The 18,389-nt window shown below is 35.2% G+C and carries 18 protein-coding genes; 15 read left to right on the forward strand and 3 right to left on the reverse strand.

Translation table 11 applies throughout. The features are described from left to right. Positions 1-140: 140 nt before the first annotated feature. Positions 141-1,304: a CynX/NimT family MFS transporter gene (locus BFS35_RS07830; protein ID WP_240628409.1), complete on the forward strand. Its 1,164-nt coding sequence runs from the start codon at positions 141-143 to the stop codon at positions 1,302-1,304. An 18-nt stretch (positions 1,305-1,322) separates the two neighbouring features. On the opposite strand, the gene rarD is transcribed toward BFS35_RS07830, so the two are convergent. Then, positions 1,323-2,228 carry an EamA family transporter RarD gene (rarD, locus tag BFS35_RS07835; protein WP_099578721.1) on the reverse strand — a complete coding sequence of 302 codons (906 nt, stop codon included), beginning with the start codon at positions 2,226-2,228 and terminating at the stop codon, positions 1,323-1,325. Positions 2,229-2,393: 165 nt separating this feature from the next. Here rarD and BFS35_RS07840 point away from each other — a divergent pair, with 165 nt between their 5' ends. The 8 genes from BFS35_RS07840 to BFS35_RS07875 all read left to right on the forward strand — a co-directional run bounded on the left by BFS35_RS07840 (position 2,394) and on the right by BFS35_RS07875 (position 9,863). After that, a complete protein-coding gene (locus tag BFS35_RS07840; protein WP_099578719.1) occupies positions 2,394-3,089 on the forward strand; it encodes a hypothetical protein in 696 nt (231 codons plus the stop codon). Next, complete coding sequence (locus BFS35_RS07845) at positions 3,073-3,744, forward strand: DNA alkylation repair protein (protein ID WP_099578717.1); 672 nt, start codon at positions 3,073-3,075, stop codon at positions 3,742-3,744. Before BFS35_RS07840 ends, BFS35_RS07845 begins: the two co-directional genes overlap by 17 nt. Before the next feature lie 209 nt (positions 3,745-3,953). Further along, positions 3,954-4,457, forward strand: coding sequence for a metal-dependent hydrolase (locus tag BFS35_RS07850; protein ID WP_099578716.1), 504 nt, complete (start codon positions 3,954-3,956; stop codon positions 4,455-4,457). Positions 4,458-4,528: 71 nt separating this feature from the next. Continuing rightward, positions 4,529-5,710 carry a UTP--glucose-1-phosphate uridylyltransferase gene (locus tag BFS35_RS07855; RefSeq protein WP_099578714.1) on the forward strand — a complete coding sequence of 394 codons (1,182 nt, stop codon included), beginning with the start codon at positions 4,529-4,531 and terminating at the stop codon, positions 5,708-5,710. 11 nt (positions 5,711-5,721) lie between these two features. Next, a complete protein-coding gene (locus tag BFS35_RS07860; RefSeq protein WP_099578712.1) occupies positions 5,722-5,970 on the forward strand; it encodes a hypothetical protein in 249 nt (82 codons plus the stop codon). 115 nt (positions 5,971-6,085) lie between these two features. Further along, positions 6,086-7,177: an HlyD family efflux transporter periplasmic adaptor subunit gene (locus BFS35_RS07865; RefSeq protein ID WP_099578710.1), complete on the forward strand. Its 1,092-nt coding sequence runs from the start codon at positions 6,086-6,088 to the stop codon at positions 7,175-7,177. Between the two features lie 92 nt (positions 7,178-7,269). Beyond that, positions 7,270-8,238, forward strand: coding sequence for a KPN_02809 family neutral zinc metallopeptidase (ypfJ, locus tag BFS35_RS07870; protein ID WP_099578708.1), 969 nt, complete (start codon positions 7,270-7,272; stop codon positions 8,236-8,238). A gap of 59 nt (positions 8,239-8,297) precedes the next feature. Next, positions 8,298-9,863 carry an amidohydrolase gene (locus BFS35_RS07875; RefSeq protein WP_240628410.1) on the forward strand — a complete coding sequence of 522 codons (1,566 nt, stop codon included), beginning with the start codon at positions 8,298-8,300 and terminating at the stop codon, positions 9,861-9,863. 47 nt (positions 9,864-9,910) lie between these two features. Here the strand turns inward: BFS35_RS07875 and galE are convergent, their stop codons facing one another. Then, a complete protein-coding gene (galE, locus tag BFS35_RS07880; RefSeq protein WP_099578706.1) occupies positions 9,911-10,885 on the reverse strand; it encodes a UDP-glucose 4-epimerase GalE in 975 nt (324 codons plus the stop codon). A gap of 206 nt (positions 10,886-11,091) precedes the next feature. Between galE and BFS35_RS07885 the strand changes: the two genes are divergently transcribed. The 3 genes from BFS35_RS07885 (at position 11,092) to BFS35_RS07895 (ending at position 13,093) form a co-directional block, all read left to right on the forward strand. Next, positions 11,092-11,562 carry a SepA family multidrug efflux transporter gene (locus tag BFS35_RS07885; RefSeq protein ID WP_099578704.1) on the forward strand — a complete coding sequence of 157 codons (471 nt, stop codon included), beginning with the start codon at positions 11,092-11,094 and terminating at the stop codon, positions 11,560-11,562. Between the two features lie 64 nt (positions 11,563-11,626). Continuing rightward, positions 11,627-12,037, forward strand: a complete 411-nt coding sequence (locus tag BFS35_RS07890; protein WP_099578702.1) for a MarR family winged helix-turn-helix transcriptional regulator — start codon at positions 11,627-11,629, stop codon at positions 12,035-12,037. A gap of 81 nt (positions 12,038-12,118) precedes the next feature. Beyond that, entirely contained in the window at positions 12,119-13,093 is a 975-nt protein-coding gene (locus tag BFS35_RS07895; protein WP_099578700.1) for a VOC family protein, read from the forward strand. 51 nt (positions 13,094-13,144) lie between these two features. Here BFS35_RS07895 and BFS35_RS07900 read toward each other — a convergent pair whose 3' ends face one another. After that, positions 13,145-14,602: an alpha-amylase gene (locus BFS35_RS07900; protein WP_099578698.1), complete on the reverse strand. Its 1,458-nt coding sequence runs from the start codon at positions 14,600-14,602 to the stop codon at positions 13,145-13,147. A gap of 171 nt (positions 14,603-14,773) precedes the next feature. Here BFS35_RS07900 and BFS35_RS07905 point away from each other — a divergent pair, with 171 nt between their 5' ends. The 3 genes from BFS35_RS07905 to BFS35_RS07915 are packed head-to-tail and all read left to right on the forward strand — an operon-like array spanning position 14,774 to position 17,932. After that, positions 14,774-15,832, forward strand: a complete 1,059-nt coding sequence (locus BFS35_RS07905; RefSeq protein WP_099578696.1) for an Mrp/NBP35 family ATP-binding protein — start codon at positions 14,774-14,776, stop codon at positions 15,830-15,832. A 12-nt stretch (positions 15,833-15,844) separates the two neighbouring features. Beyond that, a complete protein-coding gene (locus BFS35_RS07910) occupies positions 15,845-16,576 on the forward strand; it encodes a KinB-signaling pathway activation protein (protein WP_099578694.1) in 732 nt (243 codons plus the stop codon). Between the two features lie 48 nt (positions 16,577-16,624). Then, complete coding sequence (locus BFS35_RS07915) at positions 16,625-17,932, forward strand: MFS transporter (RefSeq protein WP_099578692.1); 1,308 nt, start codon at positions 16,625-16,627, stop codon at positions 17,930-17,932. The last annotated feature ends 457 nt before the right edge of the window (positions 17,933-18,389 follow it).

An 18,389-nucleotide genomic window follows, 5' to 3' on the forward strand; every position in this document is an offset into this window, starting at 1 on the left:
TATTTGATACCATAAATATACCCCTTTTTATGAAGACTTACAATTAAACCGATGTTTTTTCCCGAAAAAAAATGAAAATTACGTGATATGATTGAATTAACAAATAATCGTTATAAATAGAGCGATTAAGGAGGACAAAATTGAATAAAAAAATTCAAATGTTGATATTACTACTTGGTGTTGTTGTCGTTGCTTCGACATTAAGAGCACCGCTTACGGCAATTGGTCCGATGATTTCAGAAATTGGAGAGGCATTAGCTCTTCCGAAAGCCTTACTTGGAATGCTAACAACGATTCCTCTGATTATGTTTGGGATGGTATCACCATTTGTCGCACGTTTCTCTCGTTCAGTAGGGATGAGTGCTGCATTGATGATTGGCATGTTTATTCTACTTTGTGGTCTTATTATTCGTATTATTCCAAACATCCCGATGTTGTTAACGGGTACGGTATTGATTGGTATTGGCATAGCGATAGGAAATGTAATACTTCCAAGCTTTGTAAAATGGCGTTTCCCTGAACAGATGGGATTGATGACGGGTGTATTTGCTGCAACGATGAATATGACAGCAGGTATCGGTGGTGGTTTAAGTGTGCCATTAAGTAAGGTTAATGATGGAGGATATCAATATTCACTAGGGTTCTGGATATTATTTAGTATTGCTGGTATTTTACTATGGATGCCACAACTGAGATATAATCCAAGATTATCTGTAACAGAAAGTAAGCGTCCTATATATAAATCTAAACTTGCGATTGCAATTGCTTTAATGATGGGATTTCAGTCGATGAACTTTTATTCAACAGTTACATGGTTCCCTGATATTTTAATGTCTTATGGAGTAGATCAGGAAGCAGCTGGTTATTATTTAATGCTCAATCAGTTTGCTCAGTTACCGATGACTTTCCTGATGCCGGTTATTGCGATGAAAATGAAAAATCAACGCCCGCTTGTATATTTATTTACAACATTATTTTTAATTGGTTTCAGTGCATTGTTAGTTAACAAGACAATATTTATCGTTATTGCAATGATAGCCACTGGTTTGGCCGGTGGTGCGGCATTTAGTCTATGCATGTTGTTCTTCTCGCTACGTGCCAAGACAACTGAAGATGCGATTGAATTGTCTGGTTTCAGTCAATCTGTCGGGTATTTTGTAGCTGCCATTGGTCCGATGCTTTTCGGATATTTACATGATGTATTTAATAGTCATACACCGAGTTATATTATGTTCTTTATGATTACGATTGTGATGTTTATTTTTGCTTTTATCTCAAGTCAGAATAAATATATCTTTGAATAGAAAAACTGCTCAGTGATGTTAACTGAGCAGTTTTTTACGTTTCATCGCCTTAAATTGCATGTATTTACTATAACTATAAAGGATAAGGCCCGTCCATATACATAAGAAAGTTAAAAGATCGGTCATACTAAATGACTCCCCGAACAAAAAGACACCTTGCAGTAATATTAAAGTTGGTGAAATATATTGTAAGAAGCCGATTAAAGATAATGGGATACGTTTTGTGCCTGCTGTAAACATGATGAGTGGTACTGCAGTAGCGATCCCGGCAAAAAGTATGAGAAAACTCGTATGATTCATACCGAAGTGCTGTTCACCTTGTCTCGCTAATAGGAAGAGACCAAGCATTGCTACTGGTAATGATATGATTGTTTCAAGTGCGATACTATAGATAGCATCGATATTGACAAACTTCTTCATCAGCCCATATAATGCAAAACTCATAGCAAGAATAATTGATATGAGTGGGAAAGTACCGCTGCTGATTGTCATATAAAGTACACCAATTGCTGCAAAGATAATCGCAAACGTCTCTAGTATATTAAAACGTTCTTTCATAAAAATAAATCCAAGGGCGATACTCATCAATGGATTAATGTAATATCCAAGACTAGCCTGCAATACATGATGGTTGTTAATCGCCCAGATAAATATACCCCAGTTCACCATAATTACGATACTAGCGATAATCAGTGCAATCAATTCTTTTTTACGATTGAATAACGCTTTCGTATCTGTTTTAAAGGTGCCCCATTTCTTTAATACGACAATCAAAATTACCATAAATACAGCTGACCAGATAACGCGATGAAATAATATCTCATAAGGGTTGAAGGTATCGACTGAACGCCAATATGTAGGAAGTAATCCCCATAATAAATATGCACCACCTGCATATAGTACCCCTTTTGTATTTTCCTGCATATATACACCTCCGCCTTTTCTATCATCATCATAGCAAAACTCTATTATGTCGTGCTGAAATGATGCTTAAGTACAGGAAAAATAGTGTTTCTACACATTTTTAGTGCATGTGGTATAATACTTACATTGTATGTCGTTAATTTCATACATCTAAGGAGAGAAACAATGAAAAAGTGGATAAGTATTTTGCTCATGTCAGTAGTACTTTGTGCGTGTGGTAAGGCAGAAGATGCACCTGAAAAAGTCGATCATAAGCCTGATATAGAAGTGAAAGTAAAACCACCAGTTGATAAGAAAAAGACTGATGATACTAAAAAAACAGCAAAAAAAGAAAAGAATAGTACGAAAGAAAAGAAAGAAAAAAACAGTACAGCAACCACAACTAAAACTGTTCAAACATCAAGAGGTTATGATACAGAACGGTATAATCTTGCAAGAACTTGCCTTGTAACGCCGGACAAAGAAAAAACAGCTGATTGTCAGGATATTAGTCACACTTCTGAATATTCGAAAGCGTGGAACAATCTGACGAGTGAGGGCTATATTTGTAGAAGTGGTCAATGTGATTTGGCTGTTCAAACCGAAACTGAAGAGAAAACGATTGAAAAACAAGAGAAGGTCACAAATGAACAGAAGAACACTGTCCCGATTACAACTGAAGTCATCCCTGCTAAACCGGATAAGACGACAGAACCGAAAACAACAGAACCAACTACGGAACCGCCTCAAACTTCTGAATCTGATGAAGTAAGAACGACAGAACCGAAAACGACAGAACAAAAAAATACGCTGACAAAAGAGGATACAGCGCAACAATCGAGGTCAGCAGTGCAGGACAATTCAGATGATAACAATCAATGATATTAGAGCAGCATATGTTCCATTAAAAAATAGTGAACATCAACATTCGATGGAAAGTTATATGAAAAATAACTTTCCATTTCTCGGTATTAAGAAGAGTGTCACTGCGCCTGTGATGAGAGAATTATTTAAACAGGGATTACCAGATGCTAAAGAAGATGTAAAAGCACTGGTGGACGATTGTTTTTTTGAGAGAGAACGAGAATATCACTATATTGGTATGGTGATTCTAAATAAAAAAGAAAAGTTGTTTAATGTGACTGATCTTGATTATATTGAAGGACTTTTAACGACACATAGCTGGTGGGACTCGGTAGATACAATCGCACCGAATATTGTTGGGGCGATAGTACTAAGAGAACGTAACATAGGAGAACAGAAGATGCGGGAATGGAATCGTTCTGATAACATCTGGCTACAACGCGCTAGTCTTTTACATCAACTAAAATATAAGGATAAAATGAACGAAACATTGCTCACAGAATTTATTCTAAATACGAAAGATGATAAAGCATTTTTTATTCGTAAAGCGATTGGTTGGGTACTAAGAGAATATTCAAAGACGAATGCTGTATTCGTAAAAGATTTTGTCTCTTCCAATAAACTCTCACCATTGTCAGAACGCGAAGCTTTAAAATGGTTGGCGAGAAAGTAAAAAATCGACTCAAACAAATTGAGTCGATTTTTTGCGTTCAAATGTAGTCATAAGCATTTGATTAGAATGAGTTGGGCGAAATAAAGGGGGTTATTTCATTTATTTAATACTCATTGACTTATAATGCTAGTATAATAATATGTGAAATATATTTCAATGGATATGTGATGTATTTCACAGAAGTGTCAAATATGAAGGAGATGTGTCTAATGACCGGAAAAACGCATGTAGCACTCGGTGTGCTGATCGGCACATCTTATGGAATGAATGCTGCTTATGATATCAGTTCTTTTGCCGGTATTATAGGTACGACAGCATTGTTTAGTATCGTGCCGGATATTTGTCATGCGGGGAGTAAGCTCGGGAAAAAGATATGGCCAATCAGTTCGTTAATAGCACTTATTTTTGGACATCGTACGCTGACGCATTCAATATTTTTTATGTTGCTTACAGGAATATTATTAATTGTGTTGAATGTTAATACAATATATGTGATTAGCGCAGTGCTCGGTGTAATCAGCCATTTGCTATTAGATATGTTAACACCGCGTGGCGTCACTTTATTCTTCCCGATAAATAAGAAAATTGTTTTCCCTTTTACATTTAAGACGGGTGGGGTTTTAGATTTGTCACTTGCAACGACATTTAGTGTGTTAACGATGTATCTATTTTATACAGAAATGTTTCATAGAACATTAGTATGGCTAAACTAATCATGATAAAATATGAATGAATATGAATTAACAAAATTTTAAAATAATAAAGTCTAAGGAGAATTTCACGGATGAACAATAAATTAGAACAATACGGTCATACAACTTTAGCAACACAATTAGAACGCTTATCTAATGATAAAAAGATTGAGTTACAAAATATGCTGAGACAGCAGGATTTTGATCGCATTAAAAAGTTATATGATGAAGTTTATGTTAATCGAGAGGTAAAGTTACCACAAGGTGAAATTAAAGACGTTGAGACAATCATCAAAGATGAAATGTCAGAAGAAATGCGTAATACATATAAAGAAAAAGGGTTAGAAGCAATTAGACAACTTAAAATAGCACCTGTATTGATGGCAGGTGGTCAAGGTACACGTTTAGAACATCCAGGGCCAAAAGGTACATTCGAATTTGACGGGAAAAGTTTGTTTGAATTTCAGGCGGAACAAATTATAGCTTATAATGAAGCGTATAATATCAATATCCCGTGGACAATTATGACGAGTGACATTAATCACGAGGAAACGTTAGCTTACTTTGAAGCACATCATTATTTCGGTATGTCAAAAGAAAATATTACGTTCTTTAAACAACCGAATATTGTGGCGTTGAGTGAGTCAGGTGAATTATTATTAAATAAAGAGCAATCACTTCTTACTACACCGAATGGCAATGGTGGTATTTTTGAAGCGTTAAATACATCTGGAGTAAATAAAAACTTAAAAGATAAAGGCGTAGAATATCTTTACATCAATAACATTGATAATGTTCTCGTAAAAGTATTAGATCCAATTCTTTGCGGATTAGCAGTAGACAGTCAGTCAGATGTTACTACAAAGACAATTGCAGCGAAAGATAATGAAAGTGTTGGACGTGTCATTGAAGTTGAAGGTGTTAAACAAGTTATGGAGTACACTGAATTACCTGAAGGTGAAGAGAATACATATCGCAATGCAAATATTGGTATTCACATCTTTAAATTAGACTATTTAATAACGCATGCTGAAAGTGAATTACCATATCACTTAGCAATCAAGAACTTAGAACAATTAGACGGTGAATTAAATCCTGTAAAACAATCAACATTAAAGTTTGAGAAGTTTTATTTTGACATCTTCCGTTATGGTCAATCATTTAAGACATTACAAGTGGACCGTGCAAGTGAATTTAGTCCGTTGAAGAATAAAGAAGGAAAAGATAGTGTTGAAACAGCTCGTCAGGATTTAATCAATAATAAATTATTATAGAGGTGAAGCATTTGAAATCTAAAACACATATTTATGTCATTATCATGATGTTAGCGCTTGTGGCTATAAATCTCTATTTATCATACTATTACATTATTGGTCCTGGACGAGGAGAAGTCAGCTGGATGGGCTTTGTATCTTTATTTGCTGCTTTAATGCTTATCGGACTTACGTATAAGTATTATCAATCTCAGAAAAAAATTAATATGGATGATTTTAATGCGCATATTAAATCAGATGATGACCGTATCATTAAATAACTTAAATTTAATCACAGAAAATTAAATCTTCTGGATGTGTAGATAAAAGTAATAAACGATGTGTAATGTGTTGTGCATTATAAATTGAAATTTTGGCATAGGGCGTGTGAATGTAATGAAGAATAAATGGTTTTTGCCGGTTGTCTTATCGTTAATTGTACTTGCGTTGGTATTAGCAAGTGTCATATTTTTATACTTAAATGAACAGGATAAGAAGAATACGATTGAAATTGATGAACGTATAAAGACACACGTATTAAATGTCGATGGTAAAGTTAAACAGAACTTATCGAACTATTTTCAGAAAGGTGAACAGAAAGAGCCGGTTCTCATGCATGTGGAACTAGGAGATACCGTCCAAAAAGGTGATCCATTGTTCACATATAACGATGAAGCCCTGTTCTCTAAAGAAAAAGAAGTTGGTCTTTCATTAGATAACAAAATGATTGAGAAAGATCAGATTGAAGGACAAATTCTAGCGATGGAAATGATGGAAAGCGACACTTCTTCTGAAAATAAACTTGATGAAATTGAAGCACAGTTAAACTGGCTGGATTCTGAACTATCTAAAGCAGAGAACAATATTGATATATTAAAGGAAAAGCAGACACAAATTTCAGGTAAGATAGATGAATTAACAGTTAAAGCAAGTACGGACGGAAAAGTTGTTAAACTGGATAAAGCTCAAATTGAGAAATTCTCAGAAAAAGCACAGACAAAACCGATTCTGGTAGTAACAGATGAGAAGTACTTTGTAGAAGGAACAACAAGCAGAAAGCAGATTGACTTCCTTGAAGAAGGATTAAAATTTGATGCCAAACACGTACAAAATAAAGATAAATTATACAATGGCACTGTGGATACATATGAACAGGTGGCAGTAAATCCTGAAGCTGATACACAACGCTTTTTATATCAAGGTGGTTTAGATCATCATAAAGATTTATACATCGGAGATAAGATGAAAGTTAAGATTCATCTATCTTATAAAGATCATATATGGTTACCAGAGCGATACGTGAAGAAAAAGTTAACAACACATAAAAATAAAAAGAAACTTGCACACCCGGTAAAAGAATATTACGTCAATAAAATCTATGGGGATCAGGTGAATGAAGAGAAAGTTAAAGTGAAACGTTTTGTGAATGGTCAGTACCTTGTCGTTGAAGGGCTATCTTCAATCGATGCAATAAAAGCGTTTAAATAAATTTTGTAACATTTTTATGATTGCGACATAGCAATTTAGGGTAAGTAATATTAACTATTATGTTAGCAATCAACCGAGTAGGGGGAACGTATATGAAATGGCAAGGTCGACAAGGTAGTTCGAACGTTGAGGATGCTAGAGGATCTGGTGGCGGATTCTCAGGCGGCGGTAGCCCAATGGTTATCGGCGGAGGCGGAATGGGTTGTTTAGGTGTTATTGCCATGATTATCTTTATGTTAATGGGGGGTAACCCTGGAGATTTAGGTGGTGTTCTTGGTGGAGATCCTTCACAACAAGAGCAAACACAAGATAATGGCGCAACATCAGGTGGCTCTGGTTCTCAAGATAATCCGTTTGAAACAGGTAATGTAAAGAAAGAGGCTGAACAAGTTGATACTAAGACTGAACAGTCATTAGATGAACGTGGTCAGTTTGCGTCGGTTGTTCTTAAAGATACTGAAGATGTATGGCATGAATTATTTAAGAAATATGATCGTACATATACTGAACCTAAACTAGTACTATATACGGATGGTGTGCGTTCAGGTTGTGGTAATGCAAGCGCACAGATGGGACCTTTCTACTGTCCGACAGATCAAAAAGTTTATATCGATTTATCTTTTATGGATGAATTAGATAAAAAGTTTAATGCACCTGGAGACTTTGCGATGGCTTATGTTATTGCACATGAAGTAGGTCACCACGTCCAAAATGAATTAGGTATCCTACCAAAATTCCACCAATTAAGAAATCAATTATCTGAAACTGAATATAATAAGTATTCAGTAGCAGTTGAGTTACAGGCAGACTATTTAGCTGGTGTCTATGCGAAACATGCACAGGAAATGGGTTACACTGATGAAGATGACCTAGAAGAAGCGATTAAAGCAGCGCATGCTGTAGGTGATGATACGATTCAGGAAAAAGCAATTGGTAGAGCAAATCCAGATACATTTACACATGGATCAAGTGCTGACCGTATGAAATGGTTTAAAAAAGGTTATGAAGCCGGCGATTTAAGCGAAGGCGATACATTTAAAGCTTTAGGATTAGAATTTTAAATCATCAGATAATAAAGGTATACTAATATTAATTAGTATATCTTTTTTTATTTGGAGGGATGATCTTGGAATTATACTTTAACGGTCCAATCTATACGATGAAGCACGATAATGAAACTGTGCAGGCAGTGCTTGTTGATGGCAATCGCATAAAAGCGATTTATCAGGAAGTACCAGATTTAAAAGATGTTAAATACATAGATTTAAATGGTAATGCAATGTTTCCAGGTTTTGTAGATACTCATATTCATCTTGTTGGAACAGGAATTGCACTGAGAGGTGTTAATTTTAAAGATGACCATGATATAGAAGTAATCATCGAAAAAATTCGTAATGCAACTGAAAATATGGATGACGGTAGCTTTTTAATATGCGAAGGGTACAATGAAAATCAATTAGATGGATATAAAATAATGAAAGATGATATTGATGCAATCACTGACAAGAAGGTGATTATTAAACGTGTTTGCAGACATGCAGCAATCGTTAATTCAAGTGTGTTTGAGTATTTTAATATCAATGACAATGTAGCTGATATGCCAGGTGGTCATTATGAGAAGGTAGACGGCGTGTTGAACGGTTGGGTGCATGATAATGCCATGGAAGCAATGTTAGAAGTTGCATCAATAGAAGATGAAGCGTCACTAACAGGACACGTTGAATATGCAGTACAGCAATTTACGCAAGCAGGTTTAACAGGAGTTCATACAGAGGATCTTGCTTACTATAATGATTTTAAAGATGTGTTGAATGCATATAAAAATGTTATTAATAAGGATAATCCTTTTAGATTAAATATTTTACGCCATACGGAGGTCATTGAAGAGGTCGTTCAATATGATTTTGATTACAATGATTATTTCAGACCAGATGCGATGAAATTCTATGCAGATGGCGCATTAGGCGGTAGAACTGCTTTATTTAGTGAACCGTATAGTGATGAAGATACGTATGGACTCGCAATCTATACGCCAGATGAACTTGCCGAGCAAGTGAAAAAAGCACGAGATTTAGATGTAAATATCGCTGTGCATATGATCGGTGATAAAGCTGTTGAAATGGTGCTTGATGCGATAGAAGCTCATCCACCACGTAGTGGGCGAGATAGATTGATTCATGTGAGTTTCTTAAGAGAAGATTTAATCGAAAGAATGGCGCGTCTTAATATAATATGTGATATACAGCCGATGTTTGTTGCCTCTGACTTTCCATGGGCAATCGAAAGAGTTGGTACTTCGCGTATCCGTTACAGTTATCCATGGAAGTCATTACTTGATAAAGGTATTATTTGTGGAGGAGGTTCTGATAGCCCGATAGAAGATTTCAGACCACTCTCAGGTATTGCTGCTGCAATAAATCGTAAAGCAGCAGATGACAAAAGTGATGGCTATAATATGGCCGAAGCACTCAGTGTCTTTGAAGCGATAGCACTTTATACGACTGAAGCGGCTAAAGTTGCAGATAATATATCAGCATATGGAACGATTGAGGAAGGTAAGATTGCTGATTTTACGATTCTTAAAGAGGACCCTTTTAAAGTGGATCGATATCAGTTACAGGGTATCGAAGTAGCTGCAACCGTAATTGATGGAAAAATAGTATACCAAGCTGAAAACTTAAAATAACTAATAAAGAGCCACACATTTTATTGTGTGACTCTTTTTATATGCATCTATAATTTCTTTCGCCAGTTATAATCAGAAAGAATCATATCGCCTAATGTATATTCTGGTGACCAGTTAAGCGTAGCACGTGCTTTTGTAGCATTCGCTAGCACGAAATCCGGGTCTCCACCACGACGTTCTGATATCTTTTTGTTAAGTGTCAGGCCGGTTACTTTTTGCGCTGCATCTACAACTTGTTTTACTGAATAACCTTGCTCTGTACCCAGGTTAAATACAGTTGATGTACCATCGTTAAATAAATAATCCATTCCAAGTTGATGTGCTTTTGCAAGATCGAAGACATGGATAAAGTCTCGAATACATGTACCATCTTCTGTTTTGTAATCATCGCCAAAGATTTCGAACACTTCTCTTTTTCCGAGCAATGTGCTGTTAATAGAAGGGATTAAGTGCGTTGGATTTTTAGTGCGCAGTCCATTAGAGCCATCCAGCATTGCACCAGCCACATTAAAATATCTAAAGATAACGTAATTGATACCATATCTTTCGCTTACCCAGTGAATCATTTGTTCGCCGATATGTTTTGATTCAGCGTAAGGGTTGGTTGGAGCAATAGGTGTAGATTCCACTGCTTTAATATTAAATGAATTATTGCCATAGATAGAAGCAGTTGATGAGAACATAAATTTATTTACACCTTTGTCAGCAACAACACGTAACACACTATTTAATCCACATACGTTATGTTCAAAATATTTTAATGGATCTTTTACAGACTCACTCACGACAATCTTTCCAGCACAATGTAAGACTGCATCAATCTGTTCAACATCAAATATTTTTGAGAACTGTTTCTCATCGCTTACATCACATTGATAAAACTTTGCACGGCTATCAACTGCATCTCTGTGCCCTGTTGATAGGTCATCAGCCACAATTACGTTATAATTAGAATTGAGTAACTTTGTAACTGTATGTGATCCGATATAACCAGCACCACCAGTAACCAATATAGTGTTCATGTGTAAATCTCCTTTAACGATTAAGTTATTCCTTTATTATACAATAAAATTCAATAGAACAAATATTAAAAGTATAAATTTTATTGAAACGTAAAATAAAAACCTTGTTTATTTTATTTTACACAAAAACGAAATACTTTGTTAATCTATATTTAGATTATTTAACAGAAAAAAGGGAATTGGAAAAATAATGAGGAGGGCAGTTGATGAAACAATTTAAATTTCCTAAAGGCTCTATATTCACGATTTTATTTGTTTTGTCAGTTGTATTAATCTCCGGTGCCTCATTTATTTTGATGATCACGTTTGGTATGTATGGTTTGAGTCGTATCCTTATATATTTTAGACTGGCTGAATTTACGTATAATGAGAATGTGATGGATAATAGTTTCTATTATGGTTCCTATATTGCGATAGGCTATTTCCTGCTCGTTGTCATAGAATATATATTAGATGACGTAAAACGCATGCAGTCTGATAATAAATATTTTCAAGGATGGTATTTCCATCTATTGACGATTGGTTTATCAACAATCGTGTTTTATTTTGGTGTTCATATTAACTACCAGCATATTAAGATTAATTTCTTTGTTATACTGGCAGTCATAAGCTTACTTTATTACTTAACTGAAATATTCTATCCTGATAGTGAAGATTTGAATAAAGAAGATGACTAGTACTTCAGTGCTAGTCTATTGACATTTATCAGTTTAATGTTAAACTGATAAATGAGGTGAGAAGATGGAAACCAATAGAAGTTATCTTGTATGGCTTAATATGGCGCGTATTTATAACGATATTCTGAAAGAAATTAATGAACAATTAAAGGAAACAGGATATTCATCAAGTCACTTCGACTGTTTGAATCAAATAGATATTCATCCTGGTTGTACACAAAATGAATTATCTGAATTAATGTTTGTCACGAAAGGGAACATTACGCATTTGCTTAAGAAATTAGAAGCAGATGGGTTAATAGAACGTTCGCAGGAATGGAAGGTGAAACATATACGATTGACCCACAAAGGAAAACGTGTTGTTGAAACACTGAGACCTAAACACACTGCATTGCAGGAAGAACTTTTCAGTGGCCTTGATCAGGATGAACAAAAAGAATTATTACAGTTGCTTCGAAAGATAAAACATAAATAATCTCGAAACGGGAATAAATTTAATATAAAACTTTAATATAATCTTTAACATAAAATTTAAAATTAAAAGAGGTAGATAATCATGAGAAAAATATTAGGACAACATCATGCATCAGGTATTACAAAAGATGCTGCAAAAAATTTAGTATTTTACACTGAAATATTAGGTATGCGTTTAGTGAAGAAGACAGTAAACCAGGATGATCCGTCAATGTATCATCTTTTTTATGCAGATGGCGTTGCAAATCCGGGTACGGACATTACATTCTTTGAAATACCGAACGTCGGCAGCACATATCGCGGGACAAATAGTATTTCGCAAATAGCATTGCGCGTAAAAAGCGATGAAGCGATACATTATTTTAAAGAACGCTTTGAGCAATACAATGTACAACATGATGCACCGATTGAGATTAACGGTAGACTAACATTAGAATTTGAAGATTTTGAAGGTCAACGACTCGCGTTAGTTTCTGACCGTACAAATGCAGGTGTAGCTGCAGGAACACCATGGGAAAAAAGTGTTGTACCAGTTGAATTTGGTATTACTGGCCTTGGTCCGTTTAAGATGGATGTCCAGGATGCAGAAGGATTTAGCAGTGTATTAACTGAAATATTTGACTATAGAAGTACAGGATCGTTTGTGCATCCAGTTACACAGCAAGAAATACTAACGTTTAGTTCAGACCTTGGTGGCACTGGCGATGAATTGCAAGTAGTGCATAACACTGAAGCGAAAGAACGTCCAGGTAAAGGAAGTATGCATCATATAGCATTACGTGTTAAAGATGAAGATGAATTACAAGAGTGGATAGATTTTATTAAAGAAAATAATATACCATCTAGTGGTTTCGTAGATCGTCATTTCTTTAAATCGCTTTATATAAGAACGCGACAAGGCATATTGATAGAACTTGCAACGGATGGTCCGGGATTTGATGTTAATGAACCACTTGAATCATTAGGTGAAAGTTTATCTTTACCACCATTTCTTGAAGCAAAGCGCGAATGGATTGAATCACAGGTGAAACCGTTACCTGAAGTGAAACATTTATAATATTTTAAAAAAAGATGGCTGATCAGATTAATTGATCAGTCATCTTTTTAATTATGCTTCTTTTTCGCAATATACAGACACACTGCCTGGATTTACTTTGAAGATGCCATTACCTTCTTCATCGATAACCACACCTTCTTCAATGGTGTCGGTATAGTCATACCACGTTTGTCCGGCACGATCTTCGCCAACAAACATTTGTTTTTCAGCAGGTTGTTCGCTGTTATTAAGGATGACAGCACATCCTGATTTATCTTCAGCATATCCACGTCTAACCCAACCGACAACATTTGGATGATCGAAGTAATCATCTTGCTGACCATAAGCTTTTAATTTACGGACATAGAGTAAAGGATCGATCGCCATCTGTTTACCATCAATTGGATTTTCTCCGCCAATACCATAATAATCGCCATAGAATACACATGGGAAACCATCTTCACGAAGTAAGATAAGGGCGTATGCAGATTGTTTAAACCAATCTTTAACAAATGATTCTAAAGCTTCTCCTGGTTGCGAATCATGATTGTCTACAAAGGTTACTGCATGCTCAGGATTCTCTTTCACTAAAGTGCCATCAAATATTTGACGTAGATCATAAGCAGCGCCACCTTCTGAAGCAGCTTTAAAGTTAAAGTGTAGTCTCACATCGAATAAATCTAAGCTGTATTCTGCTTCATCTAAAAAGTTCTCATTCACTTCAAGGTCTGGATTCCAGAATTCACCGACAAAATAGAAATCTTGACCGCGATGTTCGCGCATTGCATGTACAAAGTCACGTATAAAATAACTTTCAATATGTTTTACTGCATCAAGACGCATACCATCAATATTTAATGTATCGATAAACCATTTACCCCAATTAATTGTCTCTTCGCGTACGTCGGGATGTTGATAATCCACATTTGTAAACATCAGATAATCAAAGTTACCTTTTTCCTGATCGACATTTTCATTCCAGTCTTTATTTTCACCTAAAATTTTAAATATACCTGTTCGTCCTGTACGATGGTCATAATCAGTACCATTGAAATGTGTATAGTTCCATTCGAACGCACTGTATTTTTTATTACGACCCGGGAAATAGAATTTTGTAAACGCATCGATATCAAATGGTTCAGAAATTTCATGATTTCTGTCATTCGAATCAACTTCTACAACGCGTACTGTTTCAGCTTCATCAGCACCTGCTTTATGATTTAGAACGACATCTGCATAAACTTTAATGTCTTGTTCATGAAGTGCTTCGATTGCTGCGATTAATTCTTCTTTTGTACCGTATTTTGTTCGAACCTGTCCTTTTTGGTCGAATTCTCCTAAGTCGTATAAATCATATACGCTATAGCCGGTATTCATGACGTGATCTGCTTTCGTTGCGGGTGGTAACCAGATTGCATTAAATCCTTTTTCTTTGAGTGATGCAGCTTCATCCTTTAATCTGTTCCAGTGATTACCGTCATCGTTTGAATGCCATTCAAAGTATTGCATAATTGTGTAGTTTTTAGTCATAGTGTTCTCCTTTAAATGTGTACGATATGTATATCTTCGTTATTTTCAATTTAATCCGTAATCTATTATAGCCCTTTTAATAGAATATAACCTAGAATAAGAAATTAATTTATACAAAGTGACAATCTTTTGTTAAACTATAGCTATTAGAAATAAGAAGGAGCGTTTATTGTGCTGACTAAAGAACAAGTTATTGAATTAATCGAAAAGTTAAATGATCCAGTTGTGAATCTTCCGTTAAAAGAAACTGGTGGGGTAAAGGAAGTTTCAATTAAAGAAGAGAAAAATCATGTTTCATTAAAGATCGGTATCGCGAAGCTTGGTGGACAAGAACAGCTTGATCTACAAATGAAGATCGTTGAAGTATTAAAAGAAAATGGAGCAAATACTGTTGGGCTTCGTTTCGAACAATTAGATGACGAAGCTTTAGAACAATTCCGTGGCCAGTCATCTTCTGAAATCGAACGATTAATTTCACCGGATGATAAAGTGAATTTTATTGCGATTGCTTCTGGTAAAGGCGGCGTAGGTAAATCTACAGTTTCTGTTAACTTAGCAGTTGCTTTAGCACGCTTAGGAAAACGTGTTGGGCTAGTTGATGCGGATATTTACGGATTTAGTGTACCTGATATGATGGGGATTTCAGAAAAACCTGAAATTGAAGGGAATAGAATTAAACCAGTTGAGCGTTTCGGGGTAAAAGTTATTTCAATGGCATTTTTCGTAGAAGAGAACACACCAGTTATCTGGCGTGGTCCAATGTTAGGTAAAATGATCAATAACTTCTTCCAGGAAGTAAATTGGGGAGAGTTAGACTATATCCTTTTAGATTTACCACCAGGTACAGGGGACGTTGCGCTTGATGTACATACAATGTTGCCGAAGAGTAAAGAAATTATTGTAACAACGCCTCATCCGACAGCAGCATTTGTTGCAGCGCGTGCGGGTGCTATGGCATTACATACTGATCATGAAATATTAGGTGTAGTGGAGAACATGTCATACTTTGAAAGCAAAGTGACAGGAGAGAAAGAATATGTGTTTGGTAAAGGTGGCGGAGAGAAATTAGCATCTGAGTTAAACACAGAATTAATCGGCCAATTACCACTTGCACAACCTGACTGGACTGAAGAAGCATTTGCACCGTCAGTTTATGCTGAAGATCATCAACTAGGTCAAATTTATTTAAATATGGCAGAGCGCATTATTAATAAAACAGAAGAAAAGTAATGAGGTATTAAAGTGACTTTAAAGAATTTAGGTAAATTTTACGGTATTACTTTATTAATCGGCCTTGTTTGTACAGTGCTTGTCAGTTTAGTTTTCGGATATGACAAACTGACAGTTTACTTAGTGAAAGGTGAAATGGGTGAATTTTTAGCCGCATTAGTTTGGTTTATGGGTTATGGGTTGCTGATTGCATCAATTTCTCAGCTGGCATTTTTTGCATATCTTTTTATTCATCAAATGGGTCAAGGCATATTCAAGAACGGATGGAATGCTATTCAGGTCGTAATTATTTTGTTTGCGATAATTGATTTAGTGTATTTCAGATATTTACGTTTCGGTAAACAGGACGGAGATATCTTGAAATTTATCTGGATTCCATTGCTTATCGTTATTTTTGGAGTTGCAGTTGCAATTTATAAGAATAAACTTACAGGAAAGAATGTATTTATTCCGGCAATGTTCTTTATGGTTGTGATGACAACTGTAGAATTGATTCCATTTTTAAAAGTTAAAGATATGATGTGGCTATACTGCACGATATTTAGTTTACTGTTATGCAATGCATTTCAGCTATTATCTTTACCGAAGTATAATCGCTTATCATATGAAGAACGTAAAGCGCGTAAAATAGCGCGAGGTACATGGGAAGAACCTGTTATTGAAACAGTACAGAATACAAAACAGTCAAAATCAACACAGGTTGTATCGCATAAGAAAAAGAAATCGAATAGAAAGAAAAGATAAATCAGATTAGACGCAAGTTTAATCTGATTTTTCCTATGGAGGGATAAGATGAAAAGAGGATTAATTAGTGCATTAGTGATTATTATGTTTATGAGTGCGATTGAAACATCAATAATTTCACTCGCAACACCCGCGATAGGGAAAGATTTAAATGCAACAAAGTCACTCGCATTGATTTTCACTACTTATATGATAGCAATTGTAATTGTAACACCTATTGTTGGAGAATTGATGAAGCGGCTAGGTGCTAAAAGGTTAATGATACTCGGTATTATTGTTTTTATAATCGGTAGTATGTTATCTGGACTATCGTTTACATTTGAAATGTTGCTTGCATCAAGATTAGTGCAAGGGTTAGGTGCAGGAATTATGATGACGATGGGGAATATCATACCGAAGATAGCGTTTGAAATTCCTTACCGCTATAAGGTGATGGGAATCGTTGGATCGGTATGGGGTATCTCTAGTATCGTCGGTCCGATACTCGGTGGACTTATTTTGACGTATCTTAATTGGAGTTATTTATTCTACGTCAATGTTCCATTAGCACTTTTAGCAATTGTCCTGGTCATTAAATATTTTAAGTTTGAAGAAATGAAACAGGAAAGTAAATTTGATTTTAAAGGATTGATATACTTTTATATCTTTCTTGGAAGCTTGCTTTGTGCATTATTAATAGAAACACATTGGTTTATTCATGCTGCTTTATTTATTTTGGCGATGATGATATTAATCATATTCATAAAATATGAAAGCAGACTAAATGAACCGTTTATCCCAGTGAAAGCATTTAATAAGAGAATCGGGATCGTGATGGGTACGGATATGCTATATGCGATTATCATGATGGGGACAAATATTTTTCTGCCGATTTACCTTCAGACAGAAAAGGGGTTAAGTCCGTTGCTTGCAGGACTGACTACGTTTACGATTTCGATATTCTGGTTGCTTTCAACATTTATATTGAAAACGCTTGAAACAAAACTTACGATACAACGTGTCTATCAATTAAGTTTCTTATATATGATTATCGGAAGTTTGATCATATTCATTTTTGATCATGCGATAGCTGTAACGATCGCATCAGCATTTTTAGGCTTATCTTTTGGTACAGTTTTTACAAAGAATATTGTAACGATACAGGAAAGTGCAGCGCCTCATCAATTAGGCAGTATGATGAGCACTTATAGTCTGCTTAAATTTATTGGATCAACGACAGGATCGATTATTATGTCTTTCTTCTATTACAGTAATGTATTTACTACGATAGATAATAATATGGCATTTGGTATTTTAGTGGCCTCACTCTTAATCATCATCTATCAATTCGTCTTTAAAAATAAGGTAGTTCATTAATCATTACAGCGATTGAATGCTCGTTCAATCGCTGTTTTATTTTGCCTAGCAATAAGCATTCCGTAATTAATTTTAAAATAAACAAAAAAGTTGTAAAAAAGTATTGACGAAAGTAATCCATCTTGATAAGATATAAAAGTCGCTGAAAACAAGCGATGCAAAGCTTTAAGACATCGAAATTAACAAAGTGAAAAAGTGTAAAACTTGCACTTGAAACTATGTTCATAACGATGTAATATAATAAAGCAAGAAAGATTACTGCTTGAAACGAAACAAACATTCAAGTGTAAAACTTCTTAAAAATGAGTGTTGCAAAGAGTTGGGAGTTATGGTAACATTAATTCTTGTAACGCGAAAAAATGAACATTGAAAACTGAATGACAATATGTCAACGTTAATTCCAATAATTTGAGTGAACTTAGTTCACTCCCAAGAGTGATTGCCATAAGCAATCAAA

Source organism: Macrococcoides goetzii, from assembly GCF_002742385.2.
Taxonomy (GTDB): Bacteria; Bacillota; Bacilli; order Staphylococcales; family Staphylococcaceae; genus Macrococcoides; species Macrococcoides goetzii.